Origin of the sequence: [Clostridium] hylemonae DSM 15053 (assembly GCF_008281175.1) — a bacterium.
GTDB lineage: Bacteria > Bacillota > Clostridia > Lachnospirales > Lachnospiraceae > Extibacter > Extibacter hylemonae.
Map to the genome: position 1 here is coordinate 2,627,243 of NZ_CP036524.1, position 20,009 is coordinate 2,647,251.

At 47.0% G+C, this 20,009-nt stretch carries 15 protein-coding genes and 1 pseudogene; 2 read left to right on the forward strand and 14 right to left on the reverse strand.

The features are described 5' to 3' along the window. Positions 1-39: 39 nt before the first annotated feature. Both LAJLEIBI_RS18365 and LAJLEIBI_RS12185 read right to left on the reverse strand, forming a co-directional pair. Positions 40-528: pseudogene (locus LAJLEIBI_RS18365) on the reverse strand (PocR ligand-binding domain-containing protein); the annotation flags it as partial. Continuing rightward, positions 525-1,271: a response regulator transcription factor gene (locus tag LAJLEIBI_RS12185; protein WP_006442384.1), complete on the reverse strand. Its 747-nt coding sequence runs from the start codon at positions 1,269-1,271 to the stop codon at positions 525-527. The gene LAJLEIBI_RS12185 and the pseudogene LAJLEIBI_RS18365, both read right to left, overlap by 4 nt. A 233-nt stretch (positions 1,272-1,504) precedes the next feature. On the opposite strand from LAJLEIBI_RS12185, the gene LAJLEIBI_RS12190 reads away from it, so the two are divergent. Then, positions 1,505-2,194, forward strand: a complete 690-nt coding sequence (locus LAJLEIBI_RS12190; protein ID WP_006442385.1) for a cysteine hydrolase family protein — start codon at positions 1,505-1,507, stop codon at positions 2,192-2,194. A 12-nt stretch (positions 2,195-2,206) separates the two neighbouring features. Continuing rightward, positions 2,207-3,574: an APC family permease gene (locus LAJLEIBI_RS12195; protein ID WP_006442386.1), complete on the forward strand. Its 1,368-nt coding sequence runs from the start codon at positions 2,207-2,209 to the stop codon at positions 3,572-3,574. An 80-nt stretch (positions 3,575-3,654) separates the two neighbouring features. Here the strand turns inward: LAJLEIBI_RS12195 and LAJLEIBI_RS12200 are convergent, their stop codons facing one another. From LAJLEIBI_RS12200 to LAJLEIBI_RS12255, 12 genes are all read right to left on the reverse strand, one after another. Continuing rightward, the gene (locus LAJLEIBI_RS12200; protein ID WP_006442387.1) at positions 3,655-5,907 is read right to left on the reverse strand and encodes a glycogen/starch/alpha-glucan phosphorylase; all 2,253 of its coding nucleotides are present in this window, start codon (positions 5,905-5,907) and stop codon (positions 3,655-3,657) included. 4 nt (positions 5,908-5,911) lie between these two features. Next, a complete protein-coding gene (malQ, locus tag LAJLEIBI_RS12205; RefSeq protein ID WP_242654922.1) occupies positions 5,912-7,516 on the reverse strand; it encodes a 4-alpha-glucanotransferase in 1,605 nt (534 codons plus the stop codon). Further along, positions 7,465-8,304, reverse strand: coding sequence for a carbohydrate ABC transporter permease (locus LAJLEIBI_RS12210; protein ID WP_006442389.1), 840 nt, complete (start codon positions 8,302-8,304; stop codon positions 7,465-7,467). The genes malQ and LAJLEIBI_RS12210 overlap by 52 nt, the downstream gene beginning before the upstream one ends. Then, a complete protein-coding gene (locus tag LAJLEIBI_RS12215) occupies positions 8,304-9,146 on the reverse strand; it encodes a carbohydrate ABC transporter permease (protein WP_006442390.1) in 843 nt (280 codons plus the stop codon). The genes LAJLEIBI_RS12210 and LAJLEIBI_RS12215 overlap by 1 nt, the downstream gene beginning before the upstream one ends. A gap of 72 nt (positions 9,147-9,218) precedes the next feature. After that, entirely contained in the window at positions 9,219-10,517 is a 1,299-nt protein-coding gene (locus tag LAJLEIBI_RS12220; protein WP_006442391.1) for an ABC transporter substrate-binding protein, read from the reverse strand. A gap of 127 nt (positions 10,518-10,644) precedes the next feature. Further along, entirely contained in the window at positions 10,645-11,925 is a 1,281-nt protein-coding gene (locus tag LAJLEIBI_RS12225; protein WP_006442392.1) for an ABC transporter substrate-binding protein, read from the reverse strand. Continuing rightward, the gene (locus LAJLEIBI_RS12230; protein WP_006442393.1) at positions 11,915-13,690 is read right to left on the reverse strand and encodes a sensor histidine kinase; all 1,776 of its coding nucleotides are present in this window, start codon (positions 13,688-13,690) and stop codon (positions 11,915-11,917) included. The genes LAJLEIBI_RS12225 and LAJLEIBI_RS12230 overlap by 11 nt, the downstream gene beginning before the upstream one ends. Beyond that, positions 13,687-15,276: a response regulator gene (locus LAJLEIBI_RS12235; RefSeq protein WP_040434815.1), complete on the reverse strand. Its 1,590-nt coding sequence runs from the start codon at positions 15,274-15,276 to the stop codon at positions 13,687-13,689. Before LAJLEIBI_RS12235 ends, LAJLEIBI_RS12230 begins: the two co-directional genes overlap by 4 nt. 189 nt (positions 15,277-15,465) lie before the next feature. Continuing rightward, a complete protein-coding gene (locus tag LAJLEIBI_RS12240) occupies positions 15,466-16,332 on the reverse strand; it encodes a YitT family protein (RefSeq protein ID WP_006442395.1) in 867 nt (288 codons plus the stop codon). Continuing rightward, positions 16,319-17,986, reverse strand: a complete 1,668-nt coding sequence (locus tag LAJLEIBI_RS12245) for a BCCT family transporter (protein ID WP_006442396.1) — start codon at positions 17,984-17,986, stop codon at positions 16,319-16,321. The genes LAJLEIBI_RS12240 and LAJLEIBI_RS12245 overlap by 14 nt, the downstream gene beginning before the upstream one ends. Continuing rightward, positions 17,952-18,500 carry a YcxB family protein gene (locus LAJLEIBI_RS12250; protein WP_006442397.1) on the reverse strand — a complete coding sequence of 183 codons (549 nt, stop codon included), beginning with the start codon at positions 18,498-18,500 and terminating at the stop codon, positions 17,952-17,954. Before LAJLEIBI_RS12250 ends, LAJLEIBI_RS12245 begins: the two co-directional genes overlap by 35 nt. Positions 18,501-18,522: 22 nt before the next feature. Beyond that, entirely contained in the window at positions 18,523-19,959 is a 1,437-nt protein-coding gene (locus LAJLEIBI_RS12255) for an FGGY-family carbohydrate kinase (protein ID WP_040434816.1), read from the reverse strand. Positions 19,960-20,009 lie beyond the last annotated feature (50 nt).

Sequence of the window (20,009 nt, forward strand, 5' to 3'; positions counted from 1 at the left end):
CTGCTGGATCTGCGCGTAGGCAAATTTCTGCAGAATATAATTGCATATACTTGCAAGTGAAGCTGTCGTCGCCTCTATCTGCTTTCTGGACAACACCTTGATTTCTTTATAATACTCATATAACTCTTCCGAATCAGAATAGTCCACCCGGCCCGAGATCTGGTCGGCCGGATACCCCTCCATATCCTCACAGAGTACCTGCCCTGCCGTGATCGCTCCAAAGCACTGGTTTTTATAAATGAGAGGTATCTCAATATTGATCAGTCCGGCATGACATACATAGATGGACGGTTTCTTCGTCTTCAGTCCCATTTCTACTGCCTGTAGATTAGATATCTCTCAATAATGGGCCGTTTCCGGGCGCTCATTGATACATCGGCAGAATCTGGTGAAATTACTTCCCTCTCCCAGATGCCGTCCGTTATTGTCGACAAATACGACTCCGAACCCTGTGGAAAACGCAAAAAACTCTTCTATTTCCTTCTGGAATTCTTCTTCGATAATACAGTGCAGATCCGAAAAAATCATATGTTCCTGTTCTCCTTTCGCAGCTCCACAGGCGTCTTTCCTGTATGCAGTTTAAAAACCCGGTTAAAATGTGATATATTGGAAAATCCGCAAGCTGATGCAATCTCTTTAATGTTCTTGTCAGAATGTCTCAGCAGCTGTACGGAATACTCTATCCTTTTCTGATTGATAAAGTGTCTGATCGTCATACCCCTTTTCTCATGAAAGAGATGGGAAAGATAGGATGGGGAGAAATGCACTTGTTCGGATAATGTTCTTAAAGAAAGGTCCTCCGCCAGATGTTCCATAATATATTCCGCCACCGGCTCAATACAGTCTTTCTCACACATATCCGGACCCCCGTCAGCCTCCGTCGAAGACGACGCCGTACTCTGCCGCTTCCTGAGACACCCTTCCAATGTCCGGAAAATCTCTTCCTCCGAAGATGGTTTCAATAAATATGCATCCAGATGATATTCTACTGCTTTTCTGGCAAACTCAAATTCCGCATAAGCTGTATTGAGCATTATGATCGTGTCCGGCAATTTTTCTTTGATGATGAGCGACGCCTCCAGACCATTGCATACAGGCATGCTGATGTCCATAATAACCACATCCGGCCGGTACTTAAGCGCCATATCAACAGCATCACGGCCGGTCAGCGCATTATCAAGCACCCGGTACATCCCCGGATGCTTCAAAAACATATCCCGCAGATATCTGTATTCGATCTGCTCATCTTCGGCGATCAGTATCGTGATCATGAAACCGTCCTCTCTCTCATATTCTGCTTATATTGTAAATGATGTAACATTAATATTTATTCAAAAATAATTATAACACAAAAAAAGCAAAGAATATCAAAAAATATGCATATATTGACATATTTATAACGAAGTTTTGCATAATTTACGTGAACCTGCTCTGTCTATAGAAATAATACATTTATCCGGTTAAAATAAGCCCATCTGATATAACAGCTTTAAGGAGGAATACTATGAGAGTAAATGACAGACATGTATCATTCTATTACGAAAATGATATGGATATGGGCGGGATAACCATTGATCCGGCAAAAACAGCGCTCCTTATCATTGACATGCAGCACGTGTTTATAACAAGGCCGGCTCCTGAGGATCCGACGGAGGCTGAAAAAAACGAAGCGCTCCGCTGGGAACCGTTCTACAAAAAGATTGACGAAGTCGTTGTGCCAAACAACCAGAAACTGCTGGAATGCTTCCGTGAAAAGGGAATGGAAGTCTGCTTTGCCAAGATCCAGTGCCAGAAAAAAAACGGAAGCGACCGTTCTCTTGACCAGAAGGCGACCGGATATAATGAACTTCTGCTTCCGCCGGGCACACCTTCCGCCGAGATCGTACCTGCGCTGTCTCCCAGGGAGGACGAGATCGTGGTGACCAAGACGACGGACAGCGCGCTTACCGGTACGCCCCTCAGACTCTGGTTTCACAACATGGGGATCGACACTGTCGTAGTCACAGGAGTTCTCACAGACCAGTGCGTCTCCGGAACGGTCAGAAGTCTTGCGGACGAAAGCTTTAACGTATGGCTCATCGAGGACGCCTGCATGGCATCCACGCAGAGAATTCAGGATAACGAGCTGGAGATCCTGAATAACATTTACTGCCACGTCATCAATACCGAGGAACTGTTAGATGCATTAAAATAAAGGAGGTTCATTATGGCTCAACCAAAATTCAAACGAAACCTTAGTTTTATATCCATGATAGCCCTGGCATCCGGCGCCGTGATCGGCGGATGGCTCGCCGAGGCCCCCTATTGGTTTTCCGTCACCGGTGCAGGCGCCGCATTTATTTTCCCTATCCTGGCCGTACTGCTCGTGCCGGTGGGCCTTGCTTTTGCAGAGCTGACGGCAATGCTTCCCTTCGCCTCCTCCGTTGACATCTGGACGACCAGCGCCTTTGGGCATAAGGCCGGATGGGCTTCCCAATGGATGATGTTTCTCATACAAGTAGTGGAACCTCCGATGATGGCGTTTATTTTCATCACAGCGTTCCAGTATTTTATTCCGATACCCAAAGGGGCTCAAATGTGGATCGCCATTGGCATCGTCCTGCTGTGGTACATCCTGTCCAACTTTAATATCGCCTTGACCGGGAAGCTTGCCAATATCTGCTTCTTTTCAATGATCATCATGTCCCTCATCGTGAGCATGACCTTACTGTTCAGCGGGCATTGGTCCGCAGATAACCTTGTGGGACACGGCGGGTTCTTCCCCAACGGTTTTAAGGGCATATTTATTGCCATGGCCGTATTTTCACTGAAGTTCATCGGATTTGAGATGACTCCTACCATGATAGAGGAGACGAATTTTCCGGTGTCAAAGATGTGGAAGATCATACTCTCCGCGCTGTTTGTTCCGGCGATCCTGTATTTTATAGTTGTAATGGCCATCGGCGGTATGGGCTCCTGGTCAGAGATCGCACAGATGGGGATGCCAGAGCCTGAATTCATCCGTAAATTCTCCCTGCCCGGAATCGTGGCCATCCTGGCTCTCGTGGCCGGCATCCTCCATGCATTCACCACACTGATGGGATTCTGGACTTCTTCGGCAAGAGTTCTTTACGGCGCAGCGCAGCTCAACCAGCTGCCACAGATATTCACCCGCCTGAATAAAAAAGGCCAGCCATACATCGCCAACCTTGTGGTGCTCATATTCACTGTATTCTTCTGCATCTTCAGCGGAGATGACTGGGTACAGTACATATATGCGGTATCCTGTATCGCCGCCGGCCTTGTATACTTTGTATGCTGTCTTGACGCCCTCATACTGCGCAGGAAACACCCCGAATGGGAGCGGCCTTATAAAGTACCGTGCGCCACAGTCGTATTCATCCTCGGCATGATCGTATCGGTCTGGGTCATCATCGGTTCCTGCCTGGAGCTTTCCGCAGGCGGCTATATCTCCCTCGTGATCTATTGTCTTATCGGGATCGCAATGTATTTCATTATGTCCGGATACCGCAAGAAAAATCCGGAGGCGCATCAGCTGATCACACTGACGCCGGATGATATTGAACACGAATAAGGACCAGCGTAAAGCTTAAGAGCCGCCGCAGCGATCGTAAATCGCTGCGGCGGCTCTCTCTTTTTCTGATCCGGCCGGAACTATATTCCCCATATCCCGCGGCTGTACTCCTCAATGGTCCTGTCCGAAGAGAAGAATCCTGCCCTGGCGATATTGGCGAGCATTTTCCCGGTCCAGCTTTTCCTGTCTTTATAATCTTCCAGCATCTGTTCCTTTACCGCGATATACTCCTTCAAATCCAGAAGCGTCATAAACCAGTCCTTGCTGACCAGTTCCTTATAGAGCCTGCAGAGATTTTCCGGGTCCCCAAGCTTTATCATCTCTTTGCTTATGATAAAGTCCACAAGCCCTTCCGTTACCGGGTCTGATTCATAATATTCCCGGGCGTCATACCCGTTTGTCTCGTACAGACGTATCACGTCCTCACTGCTCTTCCCAAAGATATAAATATTATCGCTGCCCACCAGATCGTGGATCTCAACATTGGCCCCGTCCATTGTGCCGAGCGTGACCGCGCCGTTCAGCATGAACTTCATATTTCCGGTGCCGCTCGCCTCCTTGGAAGCCAGTGATATCTGCTCAGATATGTCACAGGCCGGTATGAGCATCTCTGCTTTCGTCACATTATAATTCTCTATCATGACGACCTTTAAGTACGGCGCCACATCCGGGTCGCTGCCGACCAGTTCCTGAAGACAGAGAATCAGATGGATGATATCCTTTGCCAGAGTATAGGCCGGAGCCGCCTTTGCTCCGAAAATGACGGTGACCGGTATATCCGGTATCCGCCCCGCCTTGATCTCCTTGTATTTATAGATCACAAACAGTGCGTTCATCTGCTGCCGTTTATACTCGTGAAGGCGCTTGATCTGTATATCAAATACGGACGCTTCGGAAATGTCGATCCCCTGTGTCATCTTCACATATTCTTTCAGCCGCTTTTTATTCACCTGCTTGATCTCCCAAAGACGTTCCAGCACTTTATCATCCCCGGCAAAGGCGAGCAGTTTTTCAAGTTCTGACGCATTCTTTTTCCAGCCGTCTCCTATGAGCTCTGTAATATAGCTGCTCAGATCTGGATTGCAGTGCATCAGCCACCGGCGGAAAGTGATACCATTTGTCTTGTTATTGAATTTCTCCGGATAAATCTCATAAAATGGCCTGAGTTCCGATCGTTTCAGAATCTCTGTATGAAGGGCCGCCACGCCGTTGACGCTGAAGCCATAATGAATATCCATATGTGCCATATGTACCCGGCCGCTCCGGTCAATGACCGCCACCTTCTCATCTTTGTAAGTCTCTTTCACCCGTTCGTCCAGCTTTCGGATGATCGGAACAAGATGAGGAACCACCTTTTCCAGGTAAGAGAGGGGCCACTTTTCCAGCGCCTCTGCCAGTATCGTATGGTTTGTGTACGCGCACGTCTTCGTGACGATCTCCACTGCCTCATCAAAGGATATTCCCCGCTCTGTCATAAGTCTTATAAGTTCCGGGATGACCATGGACGGATGCGTGTCATTGATCTGGATCACCACATGGTCGTAAAGCCTGTGAAGGTCATATCCTTGTTCATCCATTTCCTTTAAAATGAGCTGGGCGCCGCTGCTCACCATGAAATACTGCTGATAGATCCTTAACAGCTGCCCCGCCTCATCACTGTCATCCGGATACAAAAACAGCGTCAGGTTTTTACGGACATCTTCTTTGTCAAATGCGATCCCATCCCCGACCATACTTTCATCAAGCGACTCCACATCAAAGAGATGAAGCTTGTTGATCCCGCTTTCATATCCGGGCACATCTATATCATACATGACCGAAGTCAGCGTATAATCCCTGAAGGACACCGGGAAATGTACCCCGGTGTCTATGAGCCAGCTATCCTTTTCTATCCACGGATTTTTCATTTCTTTCTGCTTATGATCTTCAAAGAGCTGCCGGAACAGTCCATAGTGGTAATTCAGGCCTATCCCTGCCCCGTCGAGTCCCAGCGTTGCAATGGAGTCCATAAAACATGCCGCAAGTCTGCCAAGCCCTCCGTTTCCAAGGGACGGCTCCGGCTCCAGCTCCTCAATACCCGCAAGGCTCTTGCCATTTTCTTTGAGAAGCTTTTGAATCTCATCATAAATCCCAAGATTGATCAGATTATTGGATAATAATTTGCCGACAAGAAATTCTGCCGATATATAATAAACCTTTTTATTCCCACTGTTTTCTTTCTTTTGTGAACTGATCTCTTTTGTCAGCCCTAACAGGGCATAATAAACTTCCGCGTCCTCCGCCTGTGCAAGTGTCGTGCCTAACCGTTCTTCCAATTTCTGTTTAAGATCCATATCTCTAACTGTCTCCTTTTATACTGCCTTTTTCTATTTTTACAGACCGTCCGTACACTTCCGTAAGCTTCCGCATCTTTCCGGCAAGTCCGGGCGTAAACGCGCCTTCCTTCATTCTCCATACCCAGTTGCCGCCAAGCGTTGAGGGAGTGTTGATCCTCCCCTCCCTGCCAAGACCAAGAATATCCTGCATGGGAATGATACACGTATCCGCCACGCTTCGCATGGCGAGACAGATATAATCCCAGTGTATCTCCCTTTCATCCGTCCCCCGGTCATTCAGGTATGTCAGCGCCATCTCCTTATCTTCCGGGGCGAGCGCTTCATACCACCCTCTCAGCGTATCATTGTCATGGGTTCCAGTATACACCACACAATTTCTCTCATAATTGTGGGGCAGATAATCGCTTTCCTCCCGTGAGTCAAAAGCAAACTGCAGCACCTTCATGCCCGGATAGCCGCTGGCGCGCAGCAGCTCTCTTACACTGTCGGTCAGAAAGCCCAGGTCCTCCGCAATGATCGGAAGGTCTCCCAGTTCCTTTTTGACCGCATGAAATAATTCCATGCCGGGCCCTTTTCTCCAGCATCCATTGACTGCATCTTCATCCTTGTAAGGAATAGAGTAATACTCATCAAATCCCCTGAAATGATCGATCCGCGTCACATCATACAGGCGGAAGCAGTGGCGGATCCTTCTGACCCACCAGCTGTAACCGGTTTTCCGGTGGTATTCCCAGTCATATAAAGGGTTGCCCCATAGCTGCCCTGTGGCGGAGAATCCGTCCGGGGGACATCCCGCCACCGCTTTCGGAAGCCTGTTCTCATCTAACTGAAATAAAGACGGCTGCGCCCACGTATCCGCACTGTCAAATGCCACATAGACAGGAATATCTCCGATGATCTGTATTCCCTTATCATTTGCATATGCTTTGAGCGAATTCCACTGTTTGTAAAATTCATACTGCAGGAACTCAAAAAATCCCACATCTTCTTTCAATGCTTCCCTGTATTGTGCCAGCGCTTCGGGAACACGGAATCGAATGTCCTTATCCCAGTGGTCCCAGCTCCTGCCGCCAAACCTGTTTTTTACCGCCATAAAAAGCGCATAGTCTGAAAGCCACTCTTCTTCTGTCTTAAGAAACGCCCGGTACTCTTCTGTCTCCGTCAGTCCCTGCCCGGCCGCCCGGCTGCAGGCCTTCTTAAGTACCTGAAATCTTGTCTCATACAGCCTGCCGTAGTCTATCGTCTCTTCACTGCCGCCGAAATCTGCGCCGTCACAGTCCGCCTTATCCAGAAGCCCTTCCTCCACAAGGGTATTCAGGTCTATATAATATGGATTGCCAGCAAATGTTGAAAAGGACTGATACGGGGAATCGCCGTAGCTGGTCGGGCCAAGGGGCAGGATCTGCCACAGCGACTGCCCTGCTTCCTTTAACTGATCCACGAATTCATAAGCCTCTTTTGAAAAACACCCGATTCCATAAGGGGAGGGCAATGCCGATACGGGCATCAATATTCCATTCTGTCTCATTTTTCTGCTTTCCTCCTGATCGCTATTTAGCCTTTTACAGCTCCAGCAGCCACACCTTTGATAATGTGCTTCTGGCAGGACAGATAGAAGATGATGACCGGAATGACCGCCAGAATAAGCGCTGCCATGACCGCTCCCATGTCTACCCGTCCGTAGCTTCCTTTCATATACTGTATCGCGATAGATATCGTCTTATATTTGTTCAGGTCCAGCACGAGATATGGAAGAAGGAAGTCGTTCCAGATCCACATCGTCTCCAGTATCCCTACTGAGATATACGTCGGCTTCATGATCGGAAGCACCACACTGAAAAAGGTACGAAGCGGCGTACAGCCGTCGATCATGGCCGCCTCTTCGATCTCAAGAGGAATGGACTTTACGAACCCGCAGAACATGAAGACTGCAAGTCCTGCCCCGAAGCCAAGATAAATAATGATGATCCCCCACGGTGTGCGGAGTCCGGTGCGGTCCGCCACCAAAGAGAGGGTGAACATGACCATCTGAAAAGGCACGACCATGGAAAATACGCACAGCAGATAGATGAGTTTCGTAAACCTCGATGTGATCCTCGTGATATACCAGGCACACATGGACGTACAGATCAAAATGACAAAAACAGAACCTACGGTAATAAAGACAGTCCAGCCCACCGCACTGAGAAGCTCATATTTATCTATCGCCGTAATATAGTTTTCAATGCCTGCCAGTGTCTTTGAATCCGGAAGCTTAAAGGGCTGCTTGTTGATATAAACCTTTTCTTTAAATGAATTCATGAGCACAATGAGTATCGGCAGAATATAGACAACGCCAATGATCGTAAACACTCCCGTTCCCGCTAAACTTAAAGGACTTTTTCTGGTTTTCATTACTGCTGCACCTCCTTAGAACGTGTTGCGCGTAACTGTATCATTCCGATCGCTACGACTAACAGGAAGAACAGTACGGCCTTCGCCTGACCAACGCCTTCCCATCCGGTTCTTCCATAGAATGTATTGAAGATATTGAGCGCCATCATCTCTGACATCTTGGCAGGTTCGCCTGCTGTCAGTGAAAGGTTCTGGTCAAAGAGTTTAAATCCATTTGTGATAGATAAGAACATACAGATCGTAATGGACGGCATCATCATGGGGATCGTAACTTTCCAAAGCCTCTGCCAGCCGGTCGCGCCGTCGATCTGCGCCGCCTCCATCACATCTCCTGGTATGGACTGCAGGCCCGCGATATATATGATCATCATATAACCGATCTGCTGCCAGCTTACAAGAATAATAAGTCCCCAGAAGCCATACCATTCATTCAGGGCCAGCGCTGTGCCGTATTTTGACAGGATCCCGTTGAAGATCAACTGCCAGATGTACCCAAGCACGATACCTCCGATGAGGTTCGGCATAAAGAAAACTGTACGGAATATATTGGTACCGTGCATCTCTTTCGTCAGCGCCATCGCAAGCATGAACGCGATCACATTGATTATGATCAGAGATGCCACTGCAAAAAGGGCGGTGTACCAGAAGGAATGGCGGAATACGGTATCCTTCAGCGCCTTGATGTAATTGGAGATCCCGGCAAATTTCGCGTCCGTGACCGTCGTAAACTTGCAGAATGAAAGCCAGATCCCCATAATGAACGGGATGATGAAGCCAAGAATAAACGCACAGAATGTAGGAAGTACGAATATCGGCATGTAACGTTTTATGGACTTTTCCATAAAAAACCCTCCTTCCAAAAAAGCGGCGTGGGGAATGAATACCCCCGCCGCTTCTTATCTTCTATTAACCTTCTACTTTGATGCCGCCGCCTCTTTGGCCCATCCGTCTACAAATGCGGTCACAACTTTATCCCAATTTGCATCTGTCTGGTCTGCCGCGTAAGCGGTAAGTGCGGAACCTACCCCGTTTTTCCACTCTTCAGAAGGCATGGTAGAAAAGTTCCAGGATACCGGAGTCTTTCCTTCTTCCAGATACTTATTTGCTTCATTTACAAGCACGTTGTCAGATTCAAGATTTGCCTTGAACGGGATAACGAAGCCCATATCTTTGCACATCGCCTCAACGCCTTCATCAGATGTCACACACCACTTCATAAAGTCAAGTGTCGCCTTAATATCATCCTCAGATGCTTTGGAGTTTACACACCAGTAATTCTCTGTGCCTGTACAAACACCCTGGTCCTCCTCGCCTTTCACACCGATATAGATCGGCAGGATCCCAAGATTGTCTTCTCCGACATCTGCAATGTTGTTGTATTCCCATGTTCCATTCTGATAGAATACAGCTTCCTCTGTCACAAAGTCTGCCGTGGCATCATCTGCTGTTTTCGTGGAGATCTCTGTCGGCGCACATGTTTCGTTGTTGATATACAGATCCCAGATCTGACGGTAGTTGTCAAGGTATGTCCCTTTGATGGCGTCTGTACTGTCAATGCCCTCATCTTTGTATTCATAATAGATCGGAAGATTTGCCAGGTGGGTCTTGAATCTCCAGTCAGAGGAGCCGTCCATTCCGGCAGATGTAAAGGCTGAGAATCCAAGGCTGTCCTTATTCTTTGTGATATCCTCCACTACTTTCTTAAAGCTGTCAAAATTCGTAATGTCATCTGCAGAATAGCCGGCTTTTTTCAATAATTCCTTGTTGTAGATAATGCCATAATTCTCGATCACATAGGCGATCCCTGACATTTTGTCCCCGTCCATCAGTGCAAAGCTGTCATCGGTAAGCTCTCCTGCGATGTCAGAGTCTTTCAGGTCATAGCAGTAATCCTTCCAGCTTGCAAGTCCGACCGGGCCGTTTACCTGGAACAGCGTCGGTGCGTCTGTCTTTGCCATCTCGGATTTTAATGTCTTTTCATACTCTCCGGATGCCGCTGTAAGAACGGTTACAGGAACTCCTGTCTCATCTGTATACTTCTTTGCCAGATCCTGCCACTGCTCATCCGCTTCTGGTTTGAAGTTCAGATAATATACTTTTCCTTTGGCATCTCCGTCTTTCGCCTTTTTGTCACTGGAGCTGCTGCATCCTGCAGCCATTCCGACTACCATCGCGCATGCCAGCAACACTGATACAACTTTTCGCATTTTCATAATTCTTTCCCTCACCTTTCTTAAAAACGCTTTCTTTTATTATGCCCTTATCGTACCAGAATATAGGCGAAAAGCTGTAACAATTAAAAAACCTTAAATACCAAAAAATATACTTTTCAACATTTCATCACCGTTCTTCTTCAAACTGCCTTATACTGTCATCCTCCATCCGTGTAAATTCTTCTTCCGTTATCTGCCCTTTTACCAGTCTCGGAAGGTATTCTCCAAGTGTCTCCTCCTGCAGCAGTGAATTCCATTTTACCTGGTAATTCGGCACGATCTGGGGGCTGCCGCTGTAGGCGGCAATATAATCCTGCATCATCTGCTCTGTCCCCGCCGTCTCCCCCTTCAAAAATGTATCTTTTTCCTTTTTATTAAATCCTGTCCGGAATTTCAGAAATTCTATTGCGCCTTCTTTTACGCTGTCACTGTAGCCTGACACGACCGCCCACCCGAATGTCTCGGGAGAGGAAATGAGTTTATTCCCTGGAAATGGCGAAAAATGCACGATGGCGGCAAACTCTTCCGGGACCTGGTCCATCATCCAGTATCCATTCGGAACCATGGCCGCTTTCCCTGACATAAAATTTTCATACGATACGTCAAAGTCCGTATGCAGGGCATCCTCTGTCGTATAAGAAAAAAGTCTCTTCAGCGTATGCGCAAGCCTAAGTCCGCTGTCATTCTGATAACTGTCCGGATACAGCTCATCCATAAATGCGGCGCCTTCCTCCGAGTCGGCAAGCTCCGCCGTGGCGAGCAGCATCGGCGCCCAGGCCGTACCCTCCGTATGCAGGGCAAGGGGCGTGATTCCATGCGCCTTTAGCTGCTCACAGCAGGCCCAGAACTCTTCCCACGTACGTGGGAATTCCCGGATCCCCGCCTCTTCAAATAACCGCTCGTTCCAGAACACTCCCGAACAGGAGAAAAAAGCTGTGCTGACCGGTGAGAGATAAATATCGCCGTCCGGCTCGCTGCACGCTCTGAGCACGGAAGGTTCGATCATATCCTTCCACTCTTTGTCCGCGTCAATATAGGGCGCCAGATTCTCAAGCCTTCCTTCCTGTACCATCATCTCATAGAAGGAAGGCAGCATCCTGAGGTCTGTGATGACTGCCGGAAGCTTGTCTGTCACATTCAGCCGTTTCAGATTCTTGCGGTATTCTTCCTCCGTCTCCAGGATCCATTCCACGTCCATTTTGTATGTCCCCTCATAGGCATCGTTAAATGCGTTCACAACATCTTCCTCATTCTTCGTGCCTGAGCTTGGGTCTACGGTAAGGATCATGGGGATTCGTATTTCTTTTTTCGTCTCACCGCCCGCCTTCTCCTTATTTTGTGCGCAGCCGGCCAGGCCAAACAGTAATATGCCAGCTAAGGCTGCCGACAATATTTTCTTATATCTCATCACTCTGCTTCCCGTCTCCCGGGAGCAGTATACAGCACTTTGTGCCGTCTTCCTGCACCTCATATCCAAACCCCACGTCCTCTCCATATTTCAGCCGAAGCCTTGTCATAATGTTGATGATTCCATAGCCATGCTCTTTATCCGGGAAGCTTTTTTTCAGCTCTACGATAGGTACCTTTAAAAGGGCGTTGATCTTATCCACCATCTCCCGGCTCATCGGTGTCCCGTTATTAAATACCGTCAGGGAAAGCCTGCCCTGCAGTTCCTTTACTTCGATCCGTATAAATCCGCCGTCAAACATGTCGTTAAACCCATGCTTGATCGCATTTTCCACAAGGGGCTGCAGGATCAGTTTCAGTATCCACCGCTTGTCTGCTTCTACCTGACAGTCGATCTCATAGTTGAAAAGATCTGCATTTCTGATCTGCTGGATCTCCATATAGCTCTTTACGTTCTCCAGCTCGTCAGCCACCGTCACTATATCATTTCCCTTGCTCAGGGACAGGCGGAGGTAACTGGACAACGCATGGATCATCTTCATGGTGACTTCTTCTCCGTTCATCCGTGCCAGCATATAAATGGTGTCCAGCGTATTATATAGGAAATGAGGGTTGATCTGATTGATCAGCACATGCAGCTCACTTGTGCGAAGCTCCTTCTCCTGCTTTTTGATCTCATTTAAAAGCTGTTCGATATTGACGAGCATTTCATTATAAGAATGGCCGATCTTATCAAGCTCTGTATCCGTGTGTATGTCTACCTTGTGGCTGAAATCCTTGCCGTCAAAATTCTCCATCTCTTCACTGATCTTCTGGATCGGGCGTGTAAAGATACGGGATACATAGAGGCTTACTCCTACCGCAATGAGCATGACAAGCGCATAGATCCCGATCAATACAAGAAGAATCTGACTCAGTCCCCTGCTCAAAACGGAATTTGGCACTATTGTAAAGATGGTAAGCCCGCTTTCCTTCTGCCGGTATGCCTGCAGTACGCCTCCCTGCAGGCGCAGTCCGCCTGAGACAATGCCTGACTTTCCGCTCCCCGCCAGACTTACGATCTCCTCCCGGTCCGCCTTTGTCATAGAAAAACCTTCCGGATAGTTCTGCATGCAGAAGGTTCCGCCGCTGTCCACGATTCCGACCGCAGCCTCCTCCATCGATTCCTCATCTTCCACCAGTCCCTGCAGGAACTGCTCATTCATCTTGAAAAACAACATTCCCGGCGCATGGGCATAATCCATGCTGCGCACATGTCTCCCAATGAACAGCGCTTCCTCCCCGGTGCCAAACAATGTGTCCCCGGTAAAGAACCATTCTGTCCTGGCATAATCTCCTGAAAGCCGGTCTTTAAAGCCGCTCTCTTTAAAATCTTCGTACGATATATTGGAATAGGATTTCGTATATACATTTTCCTTATTATCTACATAGCAGTATTCCGCAACATGTTCCAGATCGATATAGGCAAAATATTTACTGAGGGCGCTCTTCTCTACATTTTCCAGCCCTTTTGTTCTGAGGCTTTTCTGTACACTGTCATCTGTGATGCACTCCGCTGTAACATCGTCCGTTTTTTTATACAGGTTGTCAAGCGATATCCCCATCTTCTCATTCATGAACTCATACTTGTCCACAATGACGCTCGTCATATTTTTGCGCACGTACACCCACACTCCGATGCTTGAAAGCAGCAATGCCAGAATGAGAAGGGCAAGTGTGTGCATCAGATATTTTTTTTGAATTCCCGATGTTTTCCTTTTTCTCATGCCTCATATTCCTTTTTATATTCACTGGGAAGCTTTCCCGTATATTGCTTGAACAAATGAGAGAAATAAGACGGGTTGCTGATCCCAACCGTCTCACATATATTCCCGATGCTCGTTTTTCCTTCCTCCAGAAGACGTTTGGCTCTCTCCATCCTGCATTTCATCAGATATTTCTTAAAGGTCATCTGAAAGGTATTTTTAAACGCCCGTCCGAAATAAACCGGGTTCAGATATACGTGGGAGGCGACAGACACGATAGACAAGTCTTCCTCATCCAGATGTTCTTCTATGTATGCCACTGCCTCTGACATATATTCTTTAAAATACTTTGTCTCATTGCTGTATGCATTATCTTTTCTCTTTTCAATGGCGCTGCATAAGATCTTATAGCAGACGTCCACCGCTCTGGCCGCGTTAAGCTTCTGAAGGTTAGAGTAATAGTTTTTAAACTGCTTTTTCAATTCTTCCGTCATCCCGTAGGAATCCTCGATCATCAGCTCTGTTTTCAGCATGACTTTATGCATATACTGGCACTGCTGTTCTTCCTCCTGGGGAAGCCCGTAGATAAAATAGATAAATGCTTCTTTCAGCTCTTTTTCATCGTTCCTTCTGACAGCATTTACGATCAAAAGCTCTGTATCTACCGCGTTCGTTCTGTCTGTCCTGTCATCCATATCCTCCGGTATGGTAAATGCGCCGGCCCCTGACATGCGCGCTATGTCAAAGAGCTTCCTGGCCTCCTCGCAGCTCCTTTTTATTCCCGTAATTCCTTTATACGGCTTTGAGATAGCCGCAATCACAGGATGTTCCCTTACCTTTGCCATCTCAAGTATATCTTTCAGTTCTCCGACCGCTCTGTTGTCCTTTGTCTTGACAATAAAGAGGTATGTCCCCTCTTCATTTTCCATTTTCCAGTAAGGGAAAAGATTTCCGATATTTTCTTCCAGAAGCTGCATCATGGCAAACCGCGCCGCTTCGTAGTTCAGAGAGTTTGTGATCTTATACGTCAGGTCAACGTCCGCGTATACTGTAATAAACCGGTCGTCCTTCTCAAGACCTGCTTCCAGCGTGTCAAATACTTTCTCCGCCTTCTCGACCGGAATCCGGTCCTGGACATATTTCTGTACTACAACCTGGAGAAAGCTGTCTGAGTCTTTTACGAGAAGCTTTTCCCAGTTATCGTATTTTTCTTCATTTCTGATCTGCTCCATGCACACGTTCCAGGCGCCCCGCATTGTTTCCATGAGCTTCTCGTCCGCGATCGGTTTTAACAGGTAAGCGTAAGCCCCCAGGTCACACGCCTGCTGTGCGTACTCAAAATCCCTGTACGCGCTGAGTACAACAAACAGGCAGTCCATTCCAAGATTTTCTATCTCTTCCATGACCATAAGACCGGATATCTTTTTCATCCGGATATCAGTCAGAACTACATGGGGCCGCTTTTCTTTTATGACCTCTATGGCCTGCTCTCCGTTCCTGGCGCTTCCCACTACCTCAAAGCCCATCCCGTTCCAGTCGAATGTTTTAAGGAGCCCCTCCAGTAAGATTGGTTCATCATCTACGATCACTAATTTTAATAATTTCATATACATCTCCATTTTTATCGTTTATCACTCGCAGCTTCTGCATTGGCTTGACTACCTCTATCATAACATATGCTCAGAACTTCTACACAAAAAATGTTGTCCGGACAGGTACGTCTGCGCGGCAGTCTGACCGGACAACGCAAAAGCCGGCGCCCTGAGGCGCCGGCCGCATCCATACATTCCTTTCCATTACAAATTCTCATCCGCCAATTTATGAAAGTCCGCATGCTTTCCAAAGACATACATTAAAGGAATCACTCTTATAAAGCAGTCATGATCGTTCCGAGTAATGAACTCCTTTAGCTTAATATATTCCGCCGATGTACACACACAATCCATCTGTACCTTGTTTTCTCCGGAAAACCCTCCCTTTACTGTGTGCAGCGTTAAACTTTTCTGTATATTTTGAATCACAAAGCTCTCTATATCCTCCGTCCAGTCGCTCACGATCTGGATTTCATACATCTTTGGACCCCAGTTAAAAATTACATAATTCATACTATTGACAAAAATCAGCTGGCCAACAAAAGAATAGGCGAGTGAATCGAGCGAATACGCGGACAGCATGATCAGCATGATGACACTGTCCGCCAGGAGCATGATCGTTCGCAGCTCCCATGTTTTAAAGACAGACTTCCTCAATATTTTTCCAAGCGTATCCATTCCGCCATAAGAATAGCCGATCCGGTATGTAATTCCTGATCCAACACCATATATGAGGCCAAACAGCGCCACGGCAATCAGTTTCTCTTCAAAAACAACAGCCAGTCTCACATGGCTGACCGCCCATAATACCGCCGGATAAAGTATTGACAGAAATATAATATTCGATATTTCGCCTCGTCCAAGTACGATCAGCGCTGCCACTAATATTAGAAGGGCAATAAAATACGAAACGGCCGCATAATGTATTCCTGTCAGCTTCTGTACCGTCATTGCCAGCCCGGTGACTCCCGTAACCGCAAATTCATTTGGAACTGCCACCCAGTTTACCGCTATGCTGCACATAATACAGCTGAACAGCAGCGGCACATATGTATGCTTAATCTTTTTCACCAGTTTTACTCCGCTTACCAAATATTTTTTCTAAGAAACTTTTTTTGTCAGGATTATAATTCTCCTCCAAAAGCCTCTCACTTTTGATCGGCCTTCCATCCTCCTCATAGTCCATTTTATTCAAATCATATTTTTTCGGATTTCTCATGATCTTGATCCATCCGACGATACAGAAGATCATTAAAAAGGCAGACGGGAATCCGCCCAGATTAGAAAGTTTCTTTAAACCTTCGACATCAAAGGCAACCAGCATGATGATACACAATGCGCCAATCGTAAGTCCCCACACAATTTTGAGTATCACCGGAGATTCCGTGTCGTCTACAGTCAGTCCCTCGGTACACAATCCACTCATGGCATTCGTATTGGAATCCGCCGCTGTTACAAATGACACAAATACGATCAGGAGAAACAACGGAATCATTATGATCTGCAGAGGCAGACGTTCAAACACTGCATAAGTAGCGGCAGCTGTTCCGCTGTTGACCATCGCTTCGTTCACGCCATATCCGGCCAGCTCGAAATTGATCGCTGTTCCCGAAAAGATAACAAGCCAGATAAAACTGAAGACCGAAGGAAAGAAGAAGATCACTTCAATCGTTTCCTTTACCGAATATCCCTTTGACATTCGTCCGATGAACACTGCAGAAACCGGCATCCATGCCAGCATACAGCACCAGTAGAACGTGGGCCAGTTTTGTGACCATCCGTCTCCATAGCTCGTGGATGTCCATAAACTGAGCTTAAGAAAATCATTTAAAAACAATCCTGCGCTCTCCACCATGAAATCGAGCAGATATGCCGTCGGCCCTGCCAGAAACACAAAAGCTCCCATGATCATATATATTCTGGAATTCACGGTCGATAAAATACGAATACCGTTCATAACTCCTGAAGCCGCCGAGACTACAAATGCCACGATAATGACGATACCGCAGACGAGCCATACACCTGCTGATGATTGAATACCGCCGCCGGAAAGACTCTCCAGGCCGCCGCCAAGCAGTAATACCCCTGATCCAAGAGATGCCGCCATTCCCGCGCACAGAGCAAACAGACAGATGCTGTCTACGACGGGTGTGATCTTTTCCGCCCTTTTTGTTCCGATCGTCGGCGCCAGCATCGAACTGATTGCAAATTTCTGCTTCATATTATAAAATACAAACGCAAACAGCAGCGCCGGCAACGCATAAATTGCCATCGGTGAAAAGGTCCATTCCAACAGAACCGTCTGCATTGCCCATACTACCGCGTCTCCTGAGCCCGGACCGCCGGCTACATTGACCGGAGGCGCATAGAGATGATACATCGGCTCCGCACAGGCCCACAAAAGAATCCCCGCAGCCAGGATCGTACAGAGTATGATCCAGATATAGTTGGTATATTTCATCATTGGCCGGCACTTTGAGCCGCCGAACCGTACATTTTTGATCGGTGTTATATAAGAAATCACGATCACGGCTACTGCTATAAAAGTAACTGAATTAAACAGCCAGGAAAAATTTGTTAAGATCCATTTCGTAATCTTATCCATAACTAAAATAAAAGTGTCATAGTTTGTCAGATTTAAGACCAAAAGTGCAATCAGTAACAGCCACGGTGGTAAGAATACTGCCCATCTAATCTTCTTTACAGTTGTCTGTGCCTCTCTCATAAACTCCCTCTTTCCTCTGAAAATGTTTTATTTTTAGTTTCAATACTTCACGGACAAAAATTATTTCATCAGCATTCATAATTCGTTTCGGGATGCAGAATGTCATCTCCCGATTGGGCCGGATCGCGAAAACCAGCTCTGTTTCACACGCCCGGACATCTTTGTCTCCGTTCAAATAAATCTTCTGTCCTTTTTTTAATTCCAGATATCCCTCTTTTCTCAGCTTTAATTCATAATTCCCGCCTGTGCGGCTGACCTTTCCAGCCCCCTTTTTTGCTTTTAATACCGGAACATACCAGACTCCAAACATCATAAGTACGCATAAAAGGGCCAGGAAAGAGTAGCCGATATACTGTGGCTGCCTGGCATACATCACTGTCGTGCTGGCGGCGCAGACCGCCAATAATAAAAATACAATTATTTTTGACGTTCGGCTTCGGCGGTCCAGTATTGCGTAAAATGTATCATATGCCTCCTGATAATTAATATCATATCGAAACTTTACACTATCCATACCGGCAGACTCTCCTTCCCTGTTATTTATTTAAGATTTCATATGTTGCCTTTAACACTTCATCTGTGTGTTTTGTGATATTACAGTACACCTGTTTATTTAGTCTGTGGTACAGCTCCACATTCTCCTTGATGGGATAAAACACGTCGCGTACTTTTACCATATGTTTTACCGCCTCTTCATAATTGCTGTACTCACCTATGGCGACAGCTGTATTAATGGCCGCCCCGATTCCCGCGGAACCATTCATTACGTTTCTTTTTGCCGGTAGGTTAAACACATCTGCAAAGATCTGCATAAACAGATCGCTGCCGGAGCCTCCTCCTGATATGACAATTTCATTTAGTTCTTTTCCAAGCTCTTCGCACATGGCATCACAATTATTCTTCATCGTATACGCGATCCCCTCCAAAATAGAGCGGTACATAAACGCTTCATTCATATGCGCTCCAAACCCGATCATAACACCTCTTTTATATGGTTCCCATGCGTTAGCAAGCCAGTCCAGAACAGTCATAAGTCCATCGCTTCCCGGCGGGACGGCCTCTGCTTTTTTATTCAGAAGCTCCTCCGGGGTCAATCCCTGTCCGGCAGCTTCCCGGATCAGCCCTTCACCAAATAAGTCTCTGAACCAGCTGACCGTCCACATTCCTCTTCTGATTCCATAGCTTTCGTAAATATATTTATATGGTATGGAGGACAAAATTGCCCAAAGCGCCTTCGGATCCTCCGGCATCTTCTCTCCCTGGATCATAAGCGTAATATATGTCCCGAGAGAGATCACCGCAGTCTCATCGTTGACGAGACCTGATCCCAATCCTTCCACTGCCTTATCACTTGTAGTGCAGACAACAGGGATCCCCTTCGGAAATCCGGCTGCCTTATGTGCTTCTTCTGTCACCATCCCCAGTACACTGCCGGGGAGAACCGGATCAAACAACATCTTACGAGGCAGATTATATTGCTTTTGCATGTCTTCATCTTCCGACCAGTCCCATTTATCATAATCCACTGGCCACTGGCCAAAATTATTTCCGATACAGTCTTTAAAAGCTCCCGTCAGCCGGCATCCGAGATACCCCGACACTGATGTCACATATGCCACGTCAGGATCCGCATGTTCGTACGGTCTTGACGTCCGGTCATCCATCCAGCTGATAACAGGTGCCGCCAGCATTCCGTCCTCTTTTAGTAAAACTCTGCAGCACCTGATCCCACCCAGACCTATCCCGATTATACGGTCAGGACGCCCTGTGAATTTTTTCATGACTTTTTGTCCTGCCGCACAGAGCGCATCCCACAAATCATCATCCGGATGCTCTACGATCCCAGGATCGCTCATATACATTGCCCTTAATTTTTCTCTTCCTTCAGCGATAACGTTTCCATCCAGATCAAATATATAAACTTTCGCACTTTGTGATCCTACATCTATTCCGATGATATATTTCTCCTGCATTACAACCATCCTTTCTATATCCTAATTTACCCTGGCCAGCCTTTACGCTG